Raw genomic sequence first — 22,433 nt, forward strand, 5'->3', positions numbered from 1 at the left:
CTTACTCCTTCGCAGAGGTAGTCGCCACAGGCTCGCCGATAAGCTCATCGGCGGCGGCGTCGACGGAATCGATGATGGAAGCGTCAGCAAGGTCTGCCAAAACATCCTCGGTTTCGCGGTCAAGATCGTTCAGATCAATCGCAGGCTCAGCTGAGCGCTCCTGCATGGGCTGGATATCCAAGGCAAGGGAGCGGATCTCTTTCACCAGCACCTTGAAGGACTCAGGAATACCTGCCATGGGGACGTTGTCACCCTTGACGATGGACTCGTACGTCTTCACACGACCGATCGTATCGTCAGACTTGACGGTCAAAATCTCCTGGAGCACGTTGGAGGCACCGTAGGCATACAGTGCCCAAACCTCCATCTCACCAAAGCGCTGACCACCAAACTGAGCCTTACCACCCAAGGGCTGCTGGGTAACCAAGCTGTAAGGACCAGTTGAGCGTGCGTGGATCTTGTCGTCAACCATGTGGCCGAGCTTCAAGATATAGGAGGTACCCACGGTAATGGGCTCGCGGAACTGCTCACCAGAGCGGCCATCATAAAGAACTGCCTTACCGCGCTCGTCGAGCTGGGTCACAAAAGAAGGATCCATATGCTCGCCAAAACGCTCAGTAGCAAGGTTCAAGAGGTTCTTGTTCGCACGACGAATGACCTCGGCAATCTCGTCTTCCTTGGCACCATCAAAGACAGGCGTGGAGACAAAGAAGGGGCCGGGCACGTAGCGATCAGAGTCGTCAGACTCAGGATCCCAGCCTGCAGCTGCCGCCCAACCAAGGTGGCACTCAAGCAACTGACCAACGTTCATACGAGAAGGAACGCCCAGCGGGTTCAAGATGACGTCGATAGGCGTACCGTCTGCCATATACGGCATGTCCTCAACTGGCAAAACCTCGCAGATAACGCCCTTGTTACCGTGGCGACCAGCAATCTTGTCACCCTGCTGAATCTTGCGGCGCTGAGCCACATAGACACGAACCATCTCATTGACGCCCGGAGCCAGATCGTCTCCAGCCTCGCGGCTAAAACGCACTACGTCAATAACGCGACCATAGGCACCATGGGGCATCTTCAAAGAGGTATCGCGCACGTCGTGAGCCTTGGCACCAAAGATGGCGCGAAGCAGACGCTCCTCAGCCGTTAGCGCACTCTCGCCCTTCGGGGTCACCTTACCAACGAGGATGTCTCCCGGTCCTACCTCAGCACCAATGCGGATGATGCCGTCCTCATCAAGGTTGGCAAGCATGTCCTCAGAGAGGTTCGGGATCTCACGCGTGATCTCCTCAGGACCGAGCTTGGTATCACGAGCATCAATCTCGTGACGAGAGATATTGATGGTGGTGAGCAGGTCTTCGGAGACCAGACGCTCAGAAACAACAATACCGTCCTCGTAGTTGAAGCCCTCCCAAGGCATATAGGCCACGGTGAGGTTTTGGCCGAGGGCAAGCTCGCCGTGATCAGTGGAAGGACCGTCTGCTAGGGGCTGACCCATCACAACCGTGTCGCCAGCGCGAACAAGCGGGCGATGGTTGATGCAGGTGCTCTGGTTGGAGCGCTGATACTTAGGCAGGGCGTACTCGTCTAAGCCCTCGTCAGTCTTGACCGTAATCTTGGAGGCATCGGCAAAGATAACCTCGCCTGCGCGGCGAGCCAGCGTAACCTCGCCAGAGTCAATAGCGGCGCGGCGCTCAACACCCGTACCAATATAGGGAGCGGCAGGACGTACCAGCGGCACAGCCTGGCGCTGCATGTTAGCACCCATGAGGGTACGCTTGGCGTCATCGTGCTCCAAGAACGGAATGAGGGTCGCGGCGACCGAGATCATCTGACGCAGCGAGACATCCATATAGTCAACGGTCTCAAGCGGCACATCTGCAGGAGCACCAAAGGAGCCGTCAAAGTCGCGGGTACGAGCAACCACCGTGTGAGGACGCACCAGCTTGCCATCGGCGTCAAGCGCTACAAACTCGCCCGTCTCAGGGTCAAGCGGCGTGTTGGCCGGGGCAATGATATGGCTTTCTTCCTCGTCGGCCGTCATCCAGTCAATCTGATTGGTAGCAACGCCATTTTCTACCCGACGATACGGAGCCTCAATAAAGCCATAGTCATTCACCCGTGCATAGAGGGCGAGCGAACCAATAAGACCAATGTTGGGGCCTTCGGGCGTCTCAATCGGGCACATGCGGCTGTAGTGAGAGTTATGAACGTCGCGCACGGCCGTGGGCACATTCGTACGACGGCTGGAACCAGACTTGTGACCGGCCAAGCCACCGGGACCGAGCGCAGAGAGACGACGCTTGTGCGTAAGGCCAGTCAGCGGGTTGGACTGATCCATAAACTGGGAGAGCTGTGAGGAGCCGAAGAACTCCTTAATGGCTGCCACGATCGGGCGGATATTGATCAGGCTCTGAGGCGTGATCTCATCCACATCCTGGGAGTTCATGCGCTCGCGAACCACGCGCTCCATACGGCTCATACCAATACGGAACTGGTTGGCAACAAGCTCACCCACAGTACGAATACGACGGTTGCCAAAGTGGTCAATATCATCCACCTTGCAACCCGGATCACCTGCGGCAAGCGCCAAGAGATAGCGCAGGGTAGCCACAATATCCTCGTCAGTTAACACCGTGACATCCTCAGTCGTGTCAAGGTTAAGCTTCTTGTCAACCTTATAACGACCAACGCGAGCAAGGTCATAGCGCTGCGGGTTAAAGAGCAAGCCCTCAAGCAGGCTGCGTGAAGCCTCAACGGTGGGCGGCTCGCCCGGACGCAGGCGACGATAGATCTCAATCAAGGCGTCTTCGCGGGTCAAGGCAGTATCGCGCTCGATGGAACGCTTGACAATGTCGGCATCGCCCAAGAGCTCAATGAGGTCATCGTTGGTGGGTGCAATATCTAGGGCGCGCAAGAACATGGTGGCAGACTGCTTGCGCTTGCGGTCAATGGAGACTACGAGCTGATCGCGCTTGTCAATCTCAAACTCAAGCCAGGCACCGCGAGCAGGAATGATCTGAGCCTTAAACACCTGCTTGCCGCCGTCCATCTCCGTAGAGAAATACACACCCGGAGAACGAACGAGCTGAGAAACTACAATGCGCTCAGTACCATTGATGATAAAGGTACCAGCATCGGTCATCATGGGGAAATCACCCATGAATACGAGCTGCTCTTTGATCTCGCCGGTTTCCTTATTGGTCAGGCGAACCTCACACAAAAGCGGAGCCTGATAGGTCATGTCCTTCTCGCGGCACTCTTCTACTGAGTGGGAGGGATCACCAAACTGGTGCTGACCAAAGGTGATCTCGAGGACGTGATTTTGGCTCTGGATTGGGCTTGATTCTTTGAAGGCCTCAAACAGACCCTCTCCCATGAAGCGCGTAAAGCTCTTCTTTTGAACCGAGATGAGATTCGGAACCTCCATGACCTCGGGAATCTTAGCGAAGTTCACGCGTTCGCGCTCGGTGGCCGTCATGGCCGGGATAACATTTGCACTCAGCACCAGGTGTTCCCTCCTTTTGGGAAGAGTTGTGGGCGTGATCGACATCCACACGATGCCAGCCATCCTGCTGGTATAGCAACGTATTAGTGTATCAGCGATTTGCCGCTCGACAAGAAAGTTCTTGACCTGAGAGGCATTTTGAGTTAGCGAAAAATTTTCTCATTATTTTCGCTGGTTATATATCGTGTAGCGAACATATGTTCATGTTCTTTGAGTGAAGGACTCTCTGCACCTGCTCTTTGAGCCTAGGCGCGGCGAAGACCTCCGCGCTCCTCAATTGCAGACCAAAAGCCCTCAGCAAGCCGAGGATCAGCGGCTGCCATGAGTGCATTGGTCGCAATCCAGCCCGAAGGGGTGCCCGTGTCATAGCCAGAAAGCGGATCGACGACCACAGCATACATAGCCTCACGCTCAAGGCTTCGCGCCATAGCATCAGTAAGTTGAATCTCGCCGCCCTTGCCCGGCTCTTGGTCAGACAGCAAATCCATCACCAGAGGTGAGAGCAGATAGCGTCCAACAATATAGAGATTGCTCGGAGCCTCCTCAGGAGCTGGCTTTTCCACAAGACCAGAAACGCGCCATACCGCACCCGGCTCCTCGTCTCCTGCTGCCTCACGGCCAGCGAGCGAGCCTACCCGATCGCCTGCAATTACGCCATAGCGAGATACATCCTCAGGAGCGCACGGCGCAACCGCAACAACAGAAGCCCCACTGCGAGCAGCGCTCACCTCAAGCATTGCCTTGCAAATGTCTCGATGAGGAACTACATAGTCGCCAAGCAAAACGAGGAAGGACTCCCCTGCTGTTGCATCGGCAGCACTCCGAATAGCGTGGCCGAGCCCAAGCGGCTCATACTGATAGCGAAAATCTACTGGGAGATGACCAGCCTCTTCTACCGCATCTGCATACTCATCCTTACCGCGCTCGCGCAGCAAGGCCTCCAAGGGGCGATCCGGCTGAAAATATGAGAGCAACTCAGGCTTGCCAGGACTCGTGACAATGATTGCGCCATCGACCTCTTCTGGCTCAATTGCCTCCTCTACCACGTACTGAATAACTGGCTTATCCAGCACGGGAAGCATCTCCTTGGGAGTACACTTTGTGGAGGGTAAAAACCGGGTCCCGAGACCGGCTGCGGGAATGATCGCCTTCATGGAACGTCCTTTCGGTGGCGCCTGAGCGGCGTACGGAGGAGCTCGTATGCTCAAGCCATATCCTCTATGGCACTCTGACCAACCATCATAGCAACCAGACAGCCGTATCAGCCCGTCCTATGTGAAAAGCAGAAGGAGTGCAAATCATCTGAGTATTCCAACACAAATGAGGCAATCCTGAGATAGATATAAGACGCCCAAGAATGGAGGCTCCGATGGAGTTTATTGAAAGCAACCACAGCATTCGCTACGTAGACCATGCGGGAAAGATGCTCGCAGAGATCACCTTTCCCGAAACTGAAGCTGGCATTGCAACCATCGATCACACATGTGTGGATCCCACACTTCGCGGACAAGGTATTGCAGGCCAGCTCATGGAGCAAGCGCTCAAAGTGATTGAGCGCGAAGGGCTCAAAGTACGTCCGACCTGCTCATATGCTGCCAGTTGGTTTGAGCGCCACCCCGACCGTAGCGATCTTCTTGCCTAAAGCGCTCCGGGCGATCTCTTGAAGACGCGCGCCTACGAGCGGGCAGCGGATACGAACGCTTCCCACAGCGCTCGATCGCCCGGGAGCTTCTTCCAGGTGTACTCAGGATGCCATTGAACACCCAGCATAAAACGTGCCTCTGGCAGCTCAATGCCCTCCACAATCCCATCAGTTGCCTCGGCGGTGACCACGAGCCCTTCGCCTAAGCGCTCAACACAGCAATGGTGAGCAGAGTTCACCTGCAAGCGCTCCCGGTTCCCCACGGCAGCAAAAAGACCAGTTCCTGGCCTAACTTCAACCGGGTGAATTGGGCCGCCCAAGCCACCCATATGCTCCCAGATCTCTGTACCCTCGCGCGGTGACACCGAGGGAACATCCATATTGAGACTGCCACCTAGGGCGACATTCATGAGCTGCATGCCTCTGCAGATTGCCAAGAGCGGCAAATCTGCCGCCACCGCACGGCGCACCAGCTCAATCTCAAAAGCATCGCGTGCAGGACAGAGTTTTTCCGGCTGATCATATCCCGTGACACCCCATAGCTCAGGGTTAACGTCGTGTCCACCCGGCAGGGCAACGCCATCAGCCATGGCAAGATAGTGATCCAAAAGATCCATATCTTCAGTTATGGGCATCACAAGGGGTATGCCGCCAGTCTCAAGAATCGCTGCAAGAAACATCTCGTTCGCACCCTGGTCGGGAATGCCCAGCTCAGGTATGCCAGGGGGTAGCTCCCGCGTAATAACACAGGGAGAAATTAAAATCAGCGGACGTCTCATACGTGCTCCCGGATAGAGTCGAGAAACTCACGTGCACGTTCAGTTTTTGGATGCTCAAAGAACGCGCCAGGTGTCCCCTCTTCAAGGATTGCACCATCAGACATGAAGACCACGCGATCTGCGACACGCCGTGCAAAGCTCATCTCATGCGTGACCACGATCATAGTCATACCTTGGCTCGCGAGGCTCACCATGACTTCCAAAACCTCATTGATCATCTCGGGGTCAAGCGCGCTTGTTGGCTCATCAAACAACATGGCACGCGGATGCATGGCCAAAGAACGCGCAATGGCCACACGCTGCTGCTGACCACCAGAAAGTTGAGCCGGAACCTTTTTGGCCTGTGATGCAACACCCACCCGCTCAAGGAGCTCTAAAGCCTCGCGCTCCGCCTCGGCCTTACTTACGCCTAACACCTCAGTGGGACCAATCGTTACATTGCGCAACACACTCATATGGGCAAAGAGGTTAAAGCTCTGAAAGACCATACCGAGCTCTGCGCGAACAGCTGCGAGCTCATGACCCTCCTCGGGCAATGGCTCTCCCAAAATGAGAATCTCGCCTGAGTCAATCCGCTCGAGGCGGTTAATTGCTCGGCAAAGCGTCGACTTACCAGAACCAGAAGGTCCAATGACCACGACGACCTCACCTGGCATCACAGAAAGACTGACGTCTTTGAGCACATGTGCGTCGCCAAAACACTTTTCTACGTGGCGCAACTCAATGACAGGCACGTCTGTATTCATGTCGTTCATAACCTCCGATCACACCTCTCACATGCTAGAGATCGTATTGGCTGCATACCTATAAGGCACTCGCCGCAAGATCATCTGCACGCTCCTGTCCTGAGCGCCGCGCCATGGTAACGGCCACATGATTGATAGCGTAGTTCAACAGGATATAGATAACCGCAATAACAAAATAGGTTGAAACCAAGGCATCATAGTTTGTAATGAGCACGCGCCCGTTTTGCAGCAGATCAGGGTAGCTCACCACATAAGCAAGGGTCGTATCTTTGACCACAACTACGAGCTGAGAAATTAAGGACGGAATAACGTAGCGCACACCTTGGGGAACTACAATGAGCATGAGGGCACGAAATGGCCGCATGCCAATTGAGAGTGCTGCCTCGGTTTGACCAGCAGGAACAGCATTGATACCAGCGCGAAGCACTTCAGCTAAAACACCTGAAGCTCCAAGGGCTACCGGCAGCGTGATCATCCAAAAAGCGGGAAGCTTAATGCCGTATTGCGGAACCACCAAAAAGAAAAAGTAGATGAGCAGAAGACTGGGCACGCCACGGAAAAAATCCGTCGCCACGCGGCATATGGCAGCGATCGGCCTCGGCGCGCTAATGCGCCCAAGCATGAGCAAAAAGCCCAAGACGAGTGCAATGGCTGCTGCCACCAAAGAAACCGAGAGGGTGCCCCGAAAGCCAGAAAACAGAAACGCCCAGGTACTTGGCCAGGTAAAAAACGCCCAATAGCCCTCGTCGAGCTGGCCAGTAATCCAAAACTGACGAACAATCAAAACAGCGAGGGCAGCCACCACAACGGCCGCTCCTGCCGTGCCGATCCTGATGCGACGGCGCATCTTAGGTCCTGGCTCCTCATAGAGGGCATCTCGAATTGACCGGGGGGCTTCACCAGCTTGGCTCATCTCAAGATCCTCACCTTCCGGTCAAGCCGCGTCCCCACAAAGCCAATTGCTGCAGCGGTCAGCGCATAGCCTGCGGCAGAGATAGCAAATGCAAGAATGCCACCCGTAGAACGGGTATTAATAAACGACACGACGCCGGTGAGCTCTGGGGTATCAAGCGGTACCTGAGAGCCAATGGCAGTGGTGAGCATGACAGCAATAAGCAAATTCGTCATGGGCAAAACCGTTGTGCGGAGCGCCTGCGGGATTACCACGCGCGCCAAAATACTTTTAAATGACATTCCCAGCGAGCGCGCAGCTTCGATTTGACCAACGCCGATCGTATTGATGCCACTCATAAAATTCTCTGATCCAAACGCAGCAGCTGCCAGCACCACGGTAAGCATGACGCTCGGTAAATAATCGAGGGTGATATTCAAAAACGGAAGCGCATAGACCGTGATAATGAGCAGAGAAATGACCGGAATATTCCGAAAAATCTGAACGTATAGATCACCTAAGAAGCGCAGTGGCCGAAAAGGAGAGACCCGAAGAACCGTAATAGCAGCAGCAAGCAGCATCACAGCCACGAAGCAAACTGCCGTCATCCCCCAAGTAGCCACGAGGGCAGAAAGATAATTCGTACCATATGCGGAAAGCAACTCCGCGAGACCCATGCACCCTCCCTCGATACGTTAGGGCCGCCACAATCGGGCGACCCTAACGATCATAGCCCGCACTAAACGCCGAGTCGTTACAAGCGGTGCGGATTTTTCAATCGTTAACGCTTAGGCACCAATGGCCGGGGGTACCGGAACCTCATGCACGTCAGCTCGCTCGCCGATGCAGATCTTCCACAGCTCCTCCCAGGTACCGTCTTCTTCAATCTTGCGCAGGAAGTCGTTTACAAAAGTAACGCCATCGGAGTTGAGTGGTAACCCAATACCGTAGGGGTCAACCGGCCCAAAGGCCTCTCCTACCAGCTTGTATTTACCAGGCTGCTTGATCATGGAACCAAGGTGCATATTCCGATCGATCACATAGGCATCCACGCGCTTTTGCATAAGGGCACTGCGCGCCTCTTCATCGGTCTTAAACTCCTGGAGCTTAGCCTCAGGCACCAGCTTTTCCATCAGTGCGGGGCCGGTAGAACCAGACTGAACGGCAACCTTTTTACCCGCCAGATCATCCACGCCAGAAATGCCATTCTCATCTTTGAGAACCAAAATTGCCTGCTGCGTCTCATAATAAGGGCCGGCAAATGAGATTACTTTCTTGCGATCATCGGTAATGGAATAGGTAGCAAATACGGCATCTACCTGATCGTTCTGCAGGACGGATTCACGCGTATCTGAGGTTACCTGCGTGCCTTCATGCTTGGACTCATCGCCCAAAATGTAGCGTGTGAGCAACTGAGAAATACCTGCGTCAAAACCACGCAGCTTGCCATCCTTCTCATCAAGCAAGCTAAAGAGTGTAGAGGTATGCACTTCACCAAGGCGGATTTTACCCGCGTCATGAATACGCTTCGCCCATGCATTTGCTTCAATGCTTGCTGCATCTGCCACCGCACCCGATGCAATTAACTTGTCGTAGGCTGCCGCATTAATGGCCACCGTCGAATCTTTCTCAGACCCCGCTCCAGCTGCAGAGCCCGCTGGCTGCGATGAGCCGCCTCGTCCACATCCTGCAAGACCAACCGCAGCAATAAGGCCTGCTGCCCCCATACTCAGAGCCTTCCTTCGGCTCATAGTGAACATATTCGATGCAGAGGTTTTCATAGGTGCTCCTTCCCCTCTGTGTGGGGGGATTATCCCCTCCAAAAGCCCAAACATAAGGATATTTTTTCCTCTCTGAGCTGAGCTTGGAGGTATTCTACCTAAGTAGCCACAAGTCTATTCACGCGAGGAGCAGGCTTTTCAGCTGCCTCTACCCGTCTCGCGCTGCTCGCATTGTTACGGTTGCCAACAGAGCAGCATGGTCGAACCCGCTATGATCGTTCGCCAGAAATATTCTAATATTTGACGTACCGTTTATCGTCAAATTTTACCTTTACCGATCAAAACAGACGAATAGTGAGAAATAGATAAGATCTACGTAGAACTTACTCGTATCTCCACGCGATCAACCGCCTATACCAAGGAGGTGCAGGTATATGCCGCATACTATGAAGCGAAGGATCCTTCTTATTCTGAGCGCTGCTGTATCAGCTCTGGTTGTCGTTCTGCTCTTTATGCTTATCGGGCAGCAAAATAAGTTCGCTAACATGATTCGTGGCATACAGGAAGGTTTTGAGCTCAAAGGAACATACGTCCCTTACAGTGGATCAGGCCCTATATCGCGCGATCCATCGGTATCAATTTATTTTGATGATAGTGCCGAAGATGCCACGATTACCTGGGGATCACGTACGAGAGAAACCTTTTATGTAACCGGCACCGCCACTGCGACTGAAGATCCGCATATCTACATGCTTACAAAAGCAACAGTCGAGCGATATGGCATCGTTCATCTCAACTATATGAATGCGGGGGAAGGCATGCTGTATTTCAGCAAGGATGGCGAACATTTTGAGCGATATGCATTGATGGATGAGCATATTGCGCAAGATATGACGGATCCTAAAGAGTTTCAGCGCACACCTGAAGCAACCTCATAAGTAACCCCTCACACTCGTATGGGTCCACCGCACGCAAAGCCCCCGCCTTGCCCGTTCAACAACGGAAACAAGACGGGGGCTTTAACTCAAAGGTAACGAGCTAAAGGATGCTACTTACTTTACGGAAACAGCAGCGCCGGCAGCCTCGAGCTTCTCCTTGGCGGCATCGGCGTCCTCCTTCTTCACACCCTCGAGAACAGCCTTGGGAGCGCCCTCGACGACCTCCTTGGCCTCCTTCAGGCCAAGGCTGGTGAGCTCGCGGACAACCTTGATGACCTGGATCTTATTGTCGCCGAAGCCCTCGAGAACAACGTCAAACTCGGTCTTCTCCTCCTCAGCAGGAGCAGCAGCGGCCGGTCCTGCAACAACAGCAGCAGGAGCAGCAGCGGAAACACCAAAAGTCTCCTCAATTGCCTTAACAAGCTCGGAAGCCTCGAGCAGAGTCATTTCCTTCAGAGCCTCAATGATCTCATCGGTGGTGAGCTTAGCCATAGTTCAAATCCTTTCGGTTCCCGCCCATTTAGGTGCGGGGATCTGTCGATGTTGTCACGCAAGATGCGTAACGGATGCGCACATACGCGCAGAGTTAGGCCGCCTTCTGGTCGGATACCTGCTGAATAGAGCGGGCAAGACCGGAAGATACGCCATTGACGCACACGGCGAGATCGCGAGCGAAGCCATTGATGAGGCCAGCGAGCTGACCGAGGAGCTGATCCTTGGTGGGAAGCTCGGCAATAGCCTTAACATCGTCTGCCGTAACTGCCTTACCCTCAGAAATACCGCCCTTAACCTCGAGCACGTTCCTGGTCTTAGCGGAGAAATCCTTGAGTACCTTAGCGGCCTCAACGGGCTCATTCTCGTAGAAGACATAGGCGATCGGGCCAACGAGCAACTCATCAAGATTGGGCTGCTCCTGGTTTTGGAGGGCGATGCGCGCGAGATTGTTCTTGTAGACCTTCATCTCAGCGCCAACCTCACGAAGCTGCTTGCGCAGATCCTGAGCCTGCTTCACCGTCAGACCTTTGTAGTTGACGACAAAGACACCAGCGTTCTCTGCGATGCGAGACTCGATCTCGGCAACGCGGTCGATTTTGTACTGCTTGACTGCCATATCTATACCTCCTCTCTCAACTTTTCTGGCACGACCCGCGCAGATGACGCGGACGTCTCGAAAAGGAAACCCCCGCGCTGCAAGAGCGACGGGGGTCAGAAGTCATATGACTTTCGACCACCTCGGCTGGCGGGATACCCCTTTACGCCTTTGGGCAAGCCCTCTGGCACCGGCTGTCTCTGGCAGCGAATCGTGCGTTGAACATAGGAAGTATGCCAAGCCAGCTCCTGACCGTCAAGCTTAATCGTGCTCCAGGCCTCATGCGCACGCCTCGTCCATATTCACCTTGAAAAGCAGACTTTTATTTGGTACATAAATGTTGGTGGCTATCATAGCTACCTCCAAGTGCCGGGGGAAGTCCCCCGGCGTTTTTCACTCGCTTGCATAAGGATCCCATGGCGAAAGAACTCAGCATCGCCTTTGGGTTTAGATAAGCTGTTGCACGAAACGCTTGAGCCGCACAAGGCCCTCACGGAGATCGTCATCAGATACGCAGTATGACAATCGAATAAAGCCCTCAGCTCCAAAGCACGTGCCCGGCACCACTGCCACACCTGCCTCACGAATTGCCCGCTCACAGAAGTCTTCTGAAACAAGCCCTGTCTTCTGAATGCTTGGAAACGCATAAAAGGCTCCATCGGGAACCACTACCGGCAAGCCCATCGCTTTCAGCTCACACAAAACGAGTTCACGCCGCCTTCGATACACATCAAGTATCGGTGCTGGATCTACAGCAAGCGCGCGCTGGGCGGCTGGCATCAAAAATGCAGGCACTGAACTCACCAGATACTGGTGAGCCTTGGCAATTTCAACCGATACATCCTCTTTTGCTCCAACCCAACCCAAGCGCCAGCCCGTCATAGCCCAAGGCTTTGAAAAGCTCTCCACCACAATGAGCTGCTCGGCCAGGCTGGCATGGCGCACAGCCATTCGCTCAAAGCACGAGGTATAGACCAAACGATAATAGACATCATCGCACACCACATAAATCCCAGTTTGGGCAGCTACGCGCCTTATCGCATCCAGAGAGGCAGCGTTGAGCGCACAGCCCGTTGGATTATTAGGTGAGGTTATCACGATCGCTTTTGTGCGCGAGCTCACCACCTGTGCAAGTGCTGCTTCGCTGATCTGAAAACCTGAAGCGCATGTATCCAGAAACACCGGCTGCGCATGGCAGGCTGTCACGATGGACTCATAGAGCCCAAATGCCGGAAGCGGAATAATGACTTCATCTCCAGGATCGAGCAAAGCTAAAAAAGTTGCAGATAAGGCCTCGGTTGCTCCCGCAGTAACAATAATTTCTTGCGGAGAAAAGGCTACGCCTGATGCCGCCATGAATCGAGCAATGTCCTCCCGAAGGTGAGCGGTGCCATTATTGGGAGGATAGTGGGTTTCACCCCGATCAAGCGCATGACTTACCTCTTCGCAGATTTCCTTCGGCGTGTCGAACTCGGGCTCGCCTAGCGCAAGGGCAATACAACCGGGATGCTGTTGCGATAGTGCATGAATGCGGCGGATACCACTTGGCTGCAAGCGTGCAAGGCGGCTATTGGTTGGTCGGCGCATGAAACCCTCCCGTGACGTGTTGAGAACTAGCATAGACTGCCACACCAGATATGGACAGATCGCGAGCAGCTCGTAACACGCCTGGTACGAAATGCAACAGATCGTGAGGGATGCAACACCATGAAGCCTGCTGATCTGAAAAGCCTGTTTGATCTGCAGGTATGCTTGGCTCGCAGACGTGCTTGATCTGCCAGCCTGCTTGGCTCGCAAGTCTGTGTGACATGATGAGCCATGCGACGTGCTGAGGCTGCTTGGTCTGCAATCTTGCTCAAAAGAGACAGCGACTTATTAAACAAGTCTCGCCCAAGACGGTGCCTTCTGTCATGCTGGTTTTACAGAAAGGAGGACCGCAGATGCCTCTGAAGAAAAAAGATGCCACTGAAGCTAGCCCGGCGCACACAGCTGCTCTGTCAGAGCAACCCCATCGCGGCTCCCACGCTCGCTCCAGCGCTTGCACCAGCGCTCGCCCCAACGCTTGCACCAGCGATCGTGAGGCAGCTCCTCAGATGCCAGTCGGACAAGCAGCTCCGCGCATCAGACCGCATATTCCAACAACAATTGGACTCATAAATGCAGATGCAGCTGGGCATCAGGCACCTTCTCAGATCCTCATCCATGACTTTGCTGCAGCTCTGCTTGCATATAACGCAGCCTCGGCAGCAGGAATAGAAGGTCTCGATACGGCTCCGGCACTCCCCTACTTTCATATACCTGCTGCCACATTACCAGCAACGTACGGTACCAGTCACACGACCCAAGACTCGAGCAATGCATCAGCAGGACAGGATACCCTCGATACCCTTGCCACCTGCGATGCTCTTGTTCTGGCATTTGATGCGACGTCTGGACACGCACCCAAAGGCCTCATGCAACTCATTGAGAACGTATGCGCTATCAGAATGAATGGCAGTACGGGTGCGGCTCAAAAGAGCACCTTGCCGACCAGCTCACAAGCCTTGGTAGGAAACGAGCACCATGCCATACGCCATGCTATGCATAGGATTCGAATCTATGCTATAGCGCGCGTTGATGGACTGGACTCCCGCCCTGCATACCAGGCATTTTGTGAGATCAAACATGCCTTCGAACACATGCAAGAACCTACGCGTGAAGCTGCAGGAGCCATATGGTGCGGAGGCCTTGCCATTGCAGGCGGAGACCTCATCACGCCGCTCAGAAAAAGTCCTCGCATGGGCATGCTGTTGCGTAAGCGCTCAGGAGCTATGGATCGTCTCGTTGCAGCCGTGAGAAGTGGAAGAACAGTAGAAGACGCCGCTCATGCCTTTGGGTCAACCTCCACCCACGCCAAAGCTGCTGGAGAAGGCATCGTCTATGCACCTGCTCCTTTGCCTCCCTGGGTCTATCCTCTGTACAAAAAATATCTTCAGCCTCAAAAGGAGTACTAGCACATGCTAATACTGGGAATCGATGGTGGAGGTACTAAAACCTCATGCACGCTCTTTGAAATAGATAGCGATCTGAGCGGAAATACGACATCGGATACGCGCTACATGCCCAAAGACGATGCATCTCTTGCCAACAGTCTCGCGCCCCGAGCCTTGGGTTCCTTACGACTTCCAACCTGTCACTGGGCGCAAGCAGGAACCGAAGGCATGCAAGACGTGCTTTCAAAAGCTATTGCGTGGGCAGATGAACGAGCGGGTGCAGCTTCCTTTGGCATCGCATATGGAATCTGCGGCTACGGTGAGGGCGCAGAAATATCCCAAACCATCGAAGCAGTCTGCCGCACAGTGGCAGGTGGACGCGAGCATCTCATTGTGAATGACGTTGAGGCTGCTTGGGCAGGTAGTCTCGCCCTGCAAGACGGCATTGTCATCATCGCTGGTACCGGCTCAATTGCCTTTGGCTCGCGCCACGGCCAGCAGATGCGATGTGGCGGCTGGGATTATCTTTTAGGGGATGAGGGCAGCGGAGGCTGGATGGGAAAAGAGCTCCTTTATGCCTTTACTCGCCAAGCTGATGGCCGCCGCCCCAAAGGTCCACTTTTTGATCTCGTTACGCAAAAACTCAGCTTAGATGATCCCTTTGACCTGATTAGCTTTGCGCATGAGCACTTTGGTAGTCGAGCAACAATCTCCGCGCTCAGCCCACTGGTTACTGAAGCAGCAAAAGCAGGAGATCTTGACGCACTCGAGATTTTTGCCACAGCTGCCCAGCAAGAGGCTGAACTTGTGAGCACCATCGCAACGAACCTCTTCCAGTCAGAGGATGGCACCATTCCGGTGAGCTATGTGGGCGGCACCTTCGCTGCAGGATCTCTCGTTCTCGATCCACTGGCAGAAGCCCTGCCCCGCCAATGTGTGCTGACTCAGCCACTGTTTGGGCCTGAAGCAGGTGCCGCCCTCTTACTCGCTACCCAGGTGGGGCTCATCTAAAAGCTTGTAGGCTTAGGCAAATGTCTTAGCGAGGTAGGCAATAATGTCATCCGACTCATACATTGGCTTGCCATCAATAAAGAGGCAGGGTACCTGAGCCTTGCCGCCAACCCGCTCAAGCTCAGCGCGAGCCTCCTCGTCATTGGTGAGGTCTTTCAGCTCAAGCTCAATGCCCTTGCTTTCCATATAGGTAAGCACCTTGCGGCAAAATGGGCACATAGGGCGATAGTACAGTACATGTGATGTAGCCATGGTCATCTCCTAAAGGTTTGGCTCCGCAGAAGCGGCGATCACAGACTCCTATACCCGCCGAGCCAAAGAACCAACCCTCATTGCATGTACGGCCTGCACCCATGAGCGCGAACTTGCACAAACCATGCATCAGCCACGGCACATCAAGTACGCCGCACTAGTGGTTACCGACACGCGAGAGCAGATAGATCACGCCAAAGCAGAGGGCCGCCATGACTACCAACGTGAACAAGCAACCCAAGGCTCCTTTTACCGAGCCTGGAAACCCGTGCTTGCTCGCAGGAGTAACCTGGGCATATGGACTCTTAATATGAATTGAGCGGTTGAACGTATCGTGAGCTCCCTCAGCATACACCGGCTCAAGCACTGCCTGGCCTGCTGTAGCGTATGCAAGTTTGTTTGTACCTGCTCCACCTACCAGCTGCTCTTTCAACATGTCGAACACCGCCCTTCTCGCGCACCTCTTTCACCTTCTATTCTTCTCAATACGCATGAGCGGTGCCATCGATCTGGCTTACACCTGCCTTGCAGTCCTGTCACATAGAGCAACCCGTAATAGAGCACTCCGTAGGATATGAGCAATCAGCAGGTAGGGCGCAAAGTCGGGATGTCAAGAGAAAGCACCACGAAGGGTGAGCGAAAGAAGAGATATACCAGCGGGCAAAGAAGCTCCGCGCGAGAACCTCCCGCAAGGGCGGGTAAAAAGAAAGATATACCAGCCTGTTCAAGCGACCGCATCGAGCGCGCAAGGCTAAACTGCAAGCGTTATAAACGATCTGCCATCTCAAGCACTAAGCGTTCCGTACGCTCCCAGCCAAGGCACGCATCGGTGATGGATTGACCATAGGTGCCCCCATCTACCGGCTGGTTACCATCAATCAGATAAGACTCGATCATGAAGCCACGCACGAGTCGTGCAATCTCGCGGCTCCGCTGGCAGGAATCCACAATCTCGTGGCAGATCCTCATCTGCTCCAAGGGGCGCTTGCCCGAATTATCGTGATTGCAATCAATAATTGCCGCTGGATGTAAGAAATCAGCCTCGGTATACACAGCCACCAAACGCTCAATTGACTCATAGTGATAGTTCGGGTAGTTCGTTCCATCAGGCCCAATGAAGCCTCGCAGCACGGCATGGGCAAGCGGATTGCCCTGAGTCTCTACTTCCCAATTTCTAAATATGAAGGTTTGTGGGGCTTGTGCTGCCAAAATTGAGTTGAGCATCACACCCATGGAGCCGCCGGTAGGATTTTTCATGCCTACTGGACACGGAACACCTGAAGCCACCAAGCGATGCTCCTGATTTTCAACTGAACGCGCACCGACCGCGATATAGCTCAAAAGGTCAATAAGATACTGATAATTTGCCGGATACAGCATCTCATCTGCAGTAAACATGCCCGTCTCGGTAATCACACGCAGATGCATCCGGCGGATTGCCTTAACCCCTTCCAAAAGATCAGGAGCAGCTGAAGGATTGGGATTATGTAACAACCCCTTATAGCCCGTACCGCGCGTACGTGGCTTATTGGTGTACACACGCGGAATCACAATAAAGCGATCAGACACCCGCTCAGACAAAGCTGCAAGCCGGTGCATATAGTCAAGAACTGAATCTTCCCGATCAGCAGAGCAGGGGCCGATAATCAAGAGACGACGTGCCGGATCTTGCCCTGAGAGTACGGCGGCAACCTCAGCATCAAAGGCTTCTTTTTTCTGAGCAAAACCCTCAGGAAGGGGCATCTCCTGTCGAATATCTCGAGGAATGGGGAGCAGCCGCTTGAACGTCATCGCCATGTGAGCCTCCAGCCCATAGGTGTCTGCATCTCAATGGGCGTCATTATCACCCGGCTAAGACGCAAGAACAAGACCGCCGCGAGACCGTAACAATGCAAGCGGATCGTCAATGCACACAAGCCTGTAAGGCCTTCACCAGGGTGGGCGATTATCGAAGCACGCACGGTCACACGACCGATACCATGCAAGATGCCCATCAGTGCAGATAACCAGCAGACGTATCGAGATTACATTGGCTCGCACACAACAGTAAGGCACAGACCTCTCAGTATGGCTCAGGCTACCAGCTCAACTTCTCGTAGCCATCCTCTGTGATCACCAGCTGTACCTCACGCTGGGCGGAGTCTGAACCATCTTTCGTGCGCACCGTCCACCCGTTGGGATCAGACGTATCAATGTGGTGCTCACCAGCATTTACCATCGGCTCAATCGTGAAGCAAAAGCCTGGTGTGAGCACAGGTCCGGTGCCCGCCGCACCAACAAAGCTCACAAAGGGATCCTCATGAAATTCCAAGCCAATACCGTGGCCACCAAACTCACGCACCACGCTCATGCCCGACGCTTCCACATAGGTTTGAACAGCATGGGCAATATCACCGAGATGACCCCAAGGCTTTACTGCAGCTAGGCCCCGGCGAACTGACTCCTCAGTAACCTCAATCAAACGCGAGCGCTCAGCAGATATCTCGCCGATCGCAAACATTCGGGAGGAGTCTGAGAAGTAGCCATCCAGAATGGTTGAGCAATCAACATTGATGATGTCTCCTTCGTGCAGCACCTCATCATCGGAGGGAATACCGTGGCACACCACCCCGTTCACCGATGTGCAGCAGCTTTTTGGAAAGCCCTGGTAGTGTAAGGGAGCAGGAACAGCACCACGGGAGACCGTCAGATCATGCACCCAACGATCAATATCGGCAGTTGTGCAGCCAACACAAATCTTTTCTCCTACCAAGTCGAGCGCTGCCTTATTGACCTCAGCACTCCGTTTAATTCCCTCAATATCAGCGGGTGATTTGAGCAAAGCGCGTGGGAGAACATCCTCGCCCTGATCCCAAAGCTCTTGTAAGTGTGAATCAAAGGCAAGGTGGCACTTCTTATATTTTTTTCCGCTCCCACACCAACACACATCGTTTCTGCCGAGCTGCGGCTCACCGTCATACATAGACATCGAAACATCCTTTCTATCACCGCTATTATGCAGCAAGCTCACAGATATATTCCGTGTAAGGCTTGCGCCCTGCGGTCTTGTTCATCTTTATTATGCAGCAAGCTGACAGAAAAGTTACCTAAATCAAACATGAGAATAGTACGGAGGGCAGCTTTGAGAACATGACCGTACTCATGACGGTAGAGTCTTGGATCTTCATTCAAAATCCCCGTGTTAGCTCTCATTTTCCTAGTTGATATGTGTCTGTTATATGTAATCGCTAACACCTGCACAAAATCAGACAATCAGGCCATGTTGCTCGGAAATAAGTAATTGCAAGGACATCAGTCCGAGTCTATTGAAGGAGGAATTATGACTGACAACGGAATGCTTGATAAGGCCGCTGGTAAGGCTAAAGAGGTTGCAGGCGACGTCGCAGGTGACGGTAAGCTCAAGGGTGAAGGCCTGGTAGACCAGGTAGTGGGCAAGGCCAAAGAGGTTGCCACCAACGTTAAGGATGCCGCTGAGGACTTGGCTGAGGAGGCCGAGGGCGTAAAAGAGGCCGCAGCTGAGAAAATTGATGAGCTGGCAAAAGATGCCGAGGGCGCTGCTAAGGAGGTCGCTGACCGCGTAAAGCACGCCGTTGAGGGCAAGTAAGCTTTTCTCTCCTCAATGCATGGTGGGCACTCTGCAATACGCCATGCATACTGCGCAGAGCGCCATGCGCGCGCAAAAGATCGCAGAGGGTCAAAGAGGGTCGCCAAGCATTTGCGACCCTCTTTCTGTTCCCGTTCTTATACAAGCTGCGTATACAAGCTGCTTAGAACTCTACATTTCCAACGGTACGCGGATGAGGAATGACATCGCGAATATTTGAAACGCCCGTGAGATACATCACCAAACGCTCAAAGCCTAGGCCAAACCCAGCATGACGACAGCTGCCATACCGGCGAAGATCAAGATAGTGGCTATATTCTTGAGCGTCCATCTTAAGCTCTGCAATACGTGCCTCAAGCACGTCAAGGCGCTCCTCACGCTGTGAGCCACCGATAATCTCTCCAATGCCTGGCACTAAGCAGTCCATGGCAGCAACTGTTTTTCCACCCTCGTTCAAGCGCATATAGAAAGCCTTGATTGCTGCCGGGTAATCGGTCACAAAGGTTGGCTGGCGGAAATGTTCTTCGGTTAAAAAGCGCTCATGCTCGGTTTGCAGATCAATACCCCACGAAACCGGATAGTCAAAGTGATGCCCGGCCTCTACTGCCTGTTCAAGAATGGCAATTGCGTCGGTGTAGGTGATGCGCACAAAGGGCGAGCTTGCCACATGCTCAAGGCGCTCAAGCAGACCCTTATCTACAAAGCGCGCAAGCATCGCCAGCTCATCGGTGCAGGTATCCATAACGCGACGAATGACATATTTCAGCATGGCTTCTGCAAGATCCATATCGTCCGAAAGATCTGCAAAAGCAATCTCAGGCTCAATCATCCAAAACTCTGCAGCGTGACGAGCGGTATTTGAATTCTCCGCTCGAAAGGTTGGTCCAAAGGTGTACACATCACCAAAGGCCAGAGCAAAGTTCTCGGCATTCAGCTGGCCAGATACCGTAAGTGATGCCTTCTTCCCAAAGAAATCCTCACGGTAATCAATCGCTCCCGCCTCGGTGCGGGGCGGATTTGCCGGATCGATCGTGGTTACATGAAACATCTCGCCCGCACCCTCAGCATCATTCGCAGTAATGATGGGCGTGTTCACATAAACAAAGCCTCGATCTTGGAAAAACGTATGAATCGCCGCAGCAGCAACCGAGCGGATCCGAAACACTGCACGAAAAAGATTCGTGCGCGGACGCAGATGTTGCTGTGTACGCAAGAACTCAGGGGTTGCACGCTTTTTTTGCAGGGGATAATCAGGTGCAGAAGCACCCTCCACAACAATCTGAGTTGCTGCGAGCTCAAAGGGCTGAGGCGCATCAGGCGTGAGCTTAACCGTACCGGTCGCAATAAGGGCAGCTGATACATTTTGATGAGCAATCTCATCGTAGTTTGCCAGGTCATCTCGGTTCATTACGATTTGCAAATCGCGAAAACAGCTGCCGTCGTTTAAGGTCACAAATCCAAAGTTCTTCATGTCGCGAATGGATCGCACCCATCCTGCAACCGTTACAACCTGCCCCCCAAACTCCTCAGCATCTGCATAGAGCTGAGCAATCTTTGTACGATCCATGACCTGGCCTTTCTTTGAGCTATATGCCTTCGTGCAACTGCGAACACGTTTTGTACGCAGCGCAAGGTATTTCCGCTGCATATGATAACAGGGCGTGGGGCTATGCGGGCACGTGTGTATAGGCTCGCCGCCCGGAGTGCAGTTCACTCTCTTATATTTTCATTTCATCGCGCTGAAAAATCACACTACCAAGCATCTAAGCTGCATGAACGCAGTATATCCTGCGCTTCATGTCCGCGTAGCCGTCTATACTCAAGCCATGCTCAAACATGAGCTTAACCTTAAGGAGGAGGTAGCCATGCCACAGGTAGAAAAGTATGTATTGTCACAAGAGGACACCGAGCAATTTGATGCAATCATCCAAAGGCGTCGTGATGCAGACAATGAGCAAGCAGACGAACATACAGCACAGCATGGTGATCAATCCACGCTGCACTTCGCCTCTATCTCGTATGAAGATGCCCGTGTGGCAGATGCACAAAAAGAGGCAGATCAGCTCATAGACATGCTCATTGCCGCTATTCAAAGCTTTGATCCAGATGAGTTTGCAGATCTTGTTCAGTCCAACCAAGAAAAAATCTTGCAGCTCAGTTTCGTCGATCCCGCCATTGCCACGCTCGTTGTTATTGGATACCGCAAGGGCATTCAGGCAGGTAGTGGTCTTTGTATGCACAATCTTGGTGCTGCATATTATATGGGCAGCATAGTGGAGCAGGATTACCACAAGGCGGCCGAACTCTACGAGCTTGCCTGCAGGCATGGTTTTTATCTTGCCTATGTCAACCTTGGCTATATCTATGAATATGGTCGCCTCGGCACACCTGAGTACAAGCTGGCATATCAGTGCTACTCCCTTGGTGCCCTTCTGGCTGAATCTGCTGAGGCGTATTACAAGCTAGGAGATCTCTTTGCACGCGGGCGTTTCGTTCAGGCAGATCCCATCGTGGCTCGTGAGCTCTGGGAAAAGAGCTTAGAGCTCGCTGATGACCCTGCCATCTATGCCCAGCCAGCTCTCCGCATTGCAAAAAGCCTCATTGACGAATATGCACTTGATGCAGGCCTTACCGGAGATCCTATGCGTGCCTTAACACTCTTCCAAAAGGCAGAAATTGGTCTTCGGATCGATATTGCCAACGGCATGGAGTACTACCGGGGCAGGCTACAAGAAGCGATTGAAGGACAGGAAAAGGCACGCGAGTTGCTTGAGGTTGAAACACTCCGATAGCGCTAGAAAGCGGAGCAGAACTGTTTGGAGCTTCCCTGCAGGCCACACCCTCCAAGGGATTTCACGTACAAACGTCTTCAAAAGCCCGTTTGGAACTACCCCCCCCCAGCAGAGTATTCAGTGCAAGAGGCTTACAGCTTGCTCGAGCTACTTTCAGTCTGCTCCGTATGTGTTTCAAAGAATTTCCTGCCCAAAAGAACATGACGCTCATTGATATTTTCAAAAGCACAACTGGTGTTCTTTCATACCGTATGCATATCGAAACATACGAGAAGCCGTCTTCCTCTACCCCTCTGTTCTAAATATGAGCATATTTAATAGCCCCCTTGAGCAGCACAAATGAGACAATCAGTTCATTTCGACGCCGTTTGAAGAATTAGTCAGCATAATTAAACTTGATCTATACTGGCATTTGTACATAGTACTCATGCGATCAACGGCCGGGAACCGAGCCGAATCGGTTCCCGCCTAACCTGCGCGTGCAACCTC

The 22,433-nt window shown here is 53.3% G+C and carries 21 protein-coding genes; 6 read left to right on the top strand and 15 right to left on the bottom strand.

Annotated features, from left to right (window positions below):
- Nucleotide 1: 1 nt before the first annotated feature.
- Both rpoB and K6V98_RS02020 read right to left on the bottom strand, forming a co-directional pair.
- Nucleotides 2-3,478 (bottom strand): DNA-directed RNA polymerase subunit beta, encoded by a 3,477-nt coding sequence (rpoB, locus tag K6V98_RS02015; protein WP_222199020.1) that lies wholly within the window; start codon nucleotides 3,476-3,478, stop codon nucleotides 2-4.
- A gap of 272 nt (nucleotides 3,479-3,750) precedes the next feature.
- Nucleotides 3,751-4,659, bottom strand: a complete 909-nt coding sequence (locus K6V98_RS02020) for a UTP--glucose-1-phosphate uridylyltransferase (protein ID WP_222198873.1) — start codon at nucleotides 4,657-4,659, stop codon at nucleotides 3,751-3,753.
- 215 nt (nucleotides 4,660-4,874) lie between these two features.
- On the opposite strand from K6V98_RS02020, the gene K6V98_RS02025 reads away from it, so the two are divergent.
- Complete coding sequence (locus K6V98_RS02025) at nucleotides 4,875-5,147, top strand: GNAT family N-acetyltransferase (protein WP_306792664.1); 273 nt, start codon at nucleotides 4,875-4,877, stop codon at nucleotides 5,145-5,147.
- Nucleotides 5,148-5,179: 32 nt separating this feature from the next.
- Here the strand turns inward: K6V98_RS02025 and K6V98_RS02030 are convergent, their stop codons facing one another.
- The 5 genes from K6V98_RS02030 to K6V98_RS02050 form a co-directional block, all read right to left on the bottom strand.
- Entirely contained in the window at nucleotides 5,180-5,926 is a 747-nt protein-coding gene (locus K6V98_RS02030; RefSeq protein WP_222198875.1) for a gamma-glutamyl-gamma-aminobutyrate hydrolase family protein, read from the bottom strand.
- Nucleotides 5,923-6,681, bottom strand: a complete 759-nt coding sequence (locus tag K6V98_RS02035) for an amino acid ABC transporter ATP-binding protein (protein ID WP_306792665.1) — start codon at nucleotides 6,679-6,681, stop codon at nucleotides 5,923-5,925. The genes K6V98_RS02030 and K6V98_RS02035 overlap by 4 nt, the downstream gene beginning before the upstream one ends.
- A gap of 49 nt (nucleotides 6,682-6,730) precedes the next feature.
- Nucleotides 6,731-7,585 carry an amino acid ABC transporter permease gene (locus tag K6V98_RS02040; RefSeq protein ID WP_222198877.1) on the bottom strand — a complete coding sequence of 285 codons (855 nt, stop codon included), beginning with the start codon at nucleotides 7,583-7,585 and terminating at the stop codon, nucleotides 6,731-6,733.
- Entirely contained in the window at nucleotides 7,582-8,241 is a 660-nt protein-coding gene (locus K6V98_RS02045) for an ABC transporter permease subunit (RefSeq protein ID WP_222198878.1), read from the bottom strand. Before K6V98_RS02045 ends, K6V98_RS02040 begins: the two co-directional genes overlap by 4 nt.
- Before the next feature lie 111 nt (nucleotides 8,242-8,352).
- A complete protein-coding gene (locus K6V98_RS02050; RefSeq protein ID WP_222198880.1) occupies nucleotides 8,353-9,345 on the bottom strand; it encodes a glutamate ABC transporter substrate-binding protein in 993 nt (330 codons plus the stop codon).
- A gap of 374 nt (nucleotides 9,346-9,719) precedes the next feature.
- Here K6V98_RS02050 and K6V98_RS02055 point away from each other — a divergent pair, with 374 nt between their 5' ends.
- Nucleotides 9,720-10,223, top strand: coding sequence for a hypothetical protein (locus tag K6V98_RS02055; RefSeq protein ID WP_222198882.1), 504 nt, complete (start codon nucleotides 9,720-9,722; stop codon nucleotides 10,221-10,223).
- A gap of 114 nt (nucleotides 10,224-10,337) precedes the next feature.
- Here the strand turns inward: K6V98_RS02055 and rplL are convergent, their stop codons facing one another.
- The 3 genes from rplL to K6V98_RS02070 all read right to left on the bottom strand — a co-directional run bounded on the left by rplL (nucleotide 10,338) and on the right by K6V98_RS02070 (nucleotide 12,900).
- Nucleotides 10,338-10,715, bottom strand: a complete 378-nt coding sequence (gene rplL, locus K6V98_RS02060; protein ID WP_222198884.1) for a 50S ribosomal protein L7/L12 — start codon at nucleotides 10,713-10,715, stop codon at nucleotides 10,338-10,340.
- A 94-nt stretch (nucleotides 10,716-10,809) separates the two neighbouring features.
- A complete protein-coding gene (gene rplJ / locus K6V98_RS02065; RefSeq protein ID WP_222198886.1) occupies nucleotides 10,810-11,334 on the bottom strand; it encodes a 50S ribosomal protein L10 in 525 nt (174 codons plus the stop codon).
- 426 nt (nucleotides 11,335-11,760) lie between these two features.
- Nucleotides 11,761-12,900: a pyridoxal phosphate-dependent aminotransferase gene (locus tag K6V98_RS02070; protein WP_222198887.1), complete on the bottom strand. Its 1,140-nt coding sequence runs from the start codon at nucleotides 12,898-12,900 to the stop codon at nucleotides 11,761-11,763.
- 353 nt (nucleotides 12,901-13,253) lie between these two features.
- On the opposite strand from K6V98_RS02070, the gene K6V98_RS02075 reads away from it, so the two are divergent.
- Nucleotides 13,254-14,306 carry a hypothetical protein gene (locus K6V98_RS02075; RefSeq protein WP_222198889.1) on the top strand — a complete coding sequence of 351 codons (1,053 nt, stop codon included), beginning with the start codon at nucleotides 13,254-13,256 and terminating at the stop codon, nucleotides 14,304-14,306.
- A 3-nt stretch (nucleotides 14,307-14,309) separates the two neighbouring features.
- A complete protein-coding gene (locus K6V98_RS02080; RefSeq protein WP_222198891.1) occupies nucleotides 14,310-15,296 on the top strand; it encodes an N-acetylglucosamine kinase in 987 nt (328 codons plus the stop codon).
- Nucleotides 15,297-15,308: 12 nt separating this feature from the next.
- Here the strand turns inward: K6V98_RS02080 and K6V98_RS02085 are convergent, their stop codons facing one another.
- From K6V98_RS02085 to map, 4 genes are all read right to left on the bottom strand, one after another.
- A complete protein-coding gene (locus tag K6V98_RS02085; protein ID WP_222198892.1) occupies nucleotides 15,309-15,548 on the bottom strand; it encodes a glutaredoxin family protein in 240 nt (79 codons plus the stop codon).
- Nucleotides 15,549-15,705: 157 nt separating this feature from the next.
- Nucleotides 15,706-15,984 (bottom strand): hypothetical protein, encoded by a 279-nt coding sequence (locus tag K6V98_RS02090; RefSeq protein ID WP_222198894.1) that lies wholly within the window; start codon nucleotides 15,982-15,984, stop codon nucleotides 15,706-15,708.
- 329 nt (nucleotides 15,985-16,313) lie between these two features.
- Complete coding sequence (locus K6V98_RS02095) at nucleotides 16,314-17,345, bottom strand: 3-deoxy-7-phosphoheptulonate synthase (RefSeq protein WP_222198895.1); 1,032 nt, start codon at nucleotides 17,343-17,345, stop codon at nucleotides 16,314-16,316.
- 280 nt (nucleotides 17,346-17,625) lie between these two features.
- Nucleotides 17,626-18,516, bottom strand: coding sequence for a type I methionyl aminopeptidase (gene map, locus K6V98_RS02100; RefSeq protein WP_306792666.1), 891 nt, complete (start codon nucleotides 18,514-18,516; stop codon nucleotides 17,626-17,628).
- A gap of 351 nt (nucleotides 18,517-18,867) precedes the next feature.
- Between map and K6V98_RS02105 the strand changes: the two genes are divergently transcribed.
- A complete protein-coding gene (locus tag K6V98_RS02105) occupies nucleotides 18,868-19,152 on the top strand; it encodes a CsbD family protein (protein ID WP_222198896.1) in 285 nt (94 codons plus the stop codon).
- Nucleotides 19,153-19,315: 163 nt separating this feature from the next.
- On the opposite strand, the gene asnS is transcribed toward K6V98_RS02105, so the two are convergent.
- The gene (gene asnS / locus K6V98_RS02110; protein ID WP_222198897.1) at nucleotides 19,316-20,719 is read right to left on the bottom strand and encodes an asparagine--tRNA ligase; all 1,404 of its coding nucleotides are present in this window, start codon (nucleotides 20,717-20,719) and stop codon (nucleotides 19,316-19,318) included.
- A 298-nt stretch (nucleotides 20,720-21,017) separates the two neighbouring features.
- Here asnS and K6V98_RS02115 point away from each other — a divergent pair, with 298 nt between their 5' ends.
- Nucleotides 21,018-21,944 carry a tetratricopeptide repeat protein gene (locus K6V98_RS02115; RefSeq protein ID WP_222198898.1) on the top strand — a complete coding sequence of 309 codons (927 nt, stop codon included), beginning with the start codon at nucleotides 21,018-21,020 and terminating at the stop codon, nucleotides 21,942-21,944.
- Nucleotides 21,945-22,433 lie beyond the last annotated feature (489 nt).

This window comes from Collinsella ureilytica, assembly GCF_019795105.1.
GTDB lineage: Bacteria > Actinomycetota > Coriobacteriia > Coriobacteriales > Coriobacteriaceae > Collinsella > Collinsella ureilytica.

What these genes read in the sequence shown, in the direction of transcription:
- rpoB (WP_222199020.1), bottom strand. Translation starts at nt 3,478, where the DNA reads ATGACGGCCACCGAGCGCGAACGCGTGAACTTCGCTAAGATTCCCGAG.
- K6V98_RS02070 (WP_222198887.1), bottom strand. Translation starts at nt 12,900, where the DNA reads ATGCGCCGACCAACCAATAGCCGCCTTGCACGCTTGCAGCCAAGTGGT.
- K6V98_RS02035 (WP_306792665.1), bottom strand. Translation starts at nt 6,681, where the DNA reads ATGAACGACATGAATACAGACGTGCCTGTCATTGAGTTGCGCCACGTA.
- K6V98_RS02080 (WP_222198891.1), top strand. Translation starts at nt 14,310, where the DNA reads ATGCTAATACTGGGAATCGATGGTGGAGGTACTAAAACCTCATGCACG.
- map (WP_306792666.1), bottom strand. Translation starts at nt 18,516, where the DNA reads ATGTCTATGTATGACGGTGAGCCGCAGCTCGGCAGAAACGATGTGTGT.
- K6V98_RS02085 (WP_222198892.1), bottom strand. Translation starts at nt 15,548, where the DNA reads ATGGCTACATCACATGTACTGTACTATCGCCCTATGTGCCCATTTTGC.
- K6V98_RS02075 (WP_222198889.1), top strand. Translation starts at nt 13,254, where the DNA reads ATGCCTCTGAAGAAAAAAGATGCCACTGAAGCTAGCCCGGCGCACACA.
- rplJ (WP_222198886.1), bottom strand. Translation starts at nt 11,334, where the DNA reads ATGGCAGTCAAGCAGTACAAAATCGACCGCGTTGCCGAGATCGAGTCT.
- K6V98_RS02055 (WP_222198882.1), top strand. Translation starts at nt 9,720, where the DNA reads ATGCCGCATACTATGAAGCGAAGGATCCTTCTTATTCTGAGCGCTGCT.
- K6V98_RS02095 (WP_222198895.1), bottom strand. Translation starts at nt 17,345, where the DNA reads ATGGCGATGACGTTCAAGCGGCTGCTCCCCATTCCTCGAGATATTCGA.
- K6V98_RS02045 (WP_222198878.1), bottom strand. Translation starts at nt 8,241, where the DNA reads ATGGGTCTCGCGGAGTTGCTTTCCGCATATGGTACGAATTATCTTTCT.
- asnS (WP_222198897.1), bottom strand. Translation starts at nt 20,719, where the DNA reads ATGGATCGTACAAAGATTGCTCAGCTCTATGCAGATGCTGAGGAGTTT.
- K6V98_RS02050 (WP_222198880.1), bottom strand. Translation starts at nt 9,345, where the DNA reads ATGAAAACCTCTGCATCGAATATGTTCACTATGAGCCGAAGGAAGGCT.
- K6V98_RS02090 (WP_222198894.1), bottom strand. Translation starts at nt 15,984, where the DNA reads ATGTTGAAAGAGCAGCTGGTAGGTGGAGCAGGTACAAACAAACTTGCA.
- K6V98_RS02030 (WP_222198875.1), bottom strand. Translation starts at nt 5,926, where the DNA reads ATGAGACGTCCGCTGATTTTAATTTCTCCCTGTGTTATTACGCGGGAG.
- K6V98_RS02020 (WP_222198873.1), bottom strand. Translation starts at nt 4,659, where the DNA reads ATGAAGGCGATCATTCCCGCAGCCGGTCTCGGGACCCGGTTTTTACCC.
- K6V98_RS02040 (WP_222198877.1), bottom strand. Translation starts at nt 7,585, where the DNA reads ATGAGCCAAGCTGGTGAAGCCCCCCGGTCAATTCGAGATGCCCTCTAT.
- rplL (WP_222198884.1), bottom strand. Translation starts at nt 10,715, where the DNA reads ATGGCTAAGCTCACCACCGATGAGATCATTGAGGCTCTGAAGGAAATG.
- K6V98_RS02115 (WP_222198898.1), top strand. Translation starts at nt 21,018, where the DNA reads ATGCCACAGGTAGAAAAGTATGTATTGTCACAAGAGGACACCGAGCAA.
- K6V98_RS02025 (WP_306792664.1), top strand. Translation starts at nt 4,875, where the DNA reads ATGGAGTTTATTGAAAGCAACCACAGCATTCGCTACGTAGACCATGCG.
- K6V98_RS02105 (WP_222198896.1), top strand. Translation starts at nt 18,868, where the DNA reads ATGACTGACAACGGAATGCTTGATAAGGCCGCTGGTAAGGCTAAAGAG.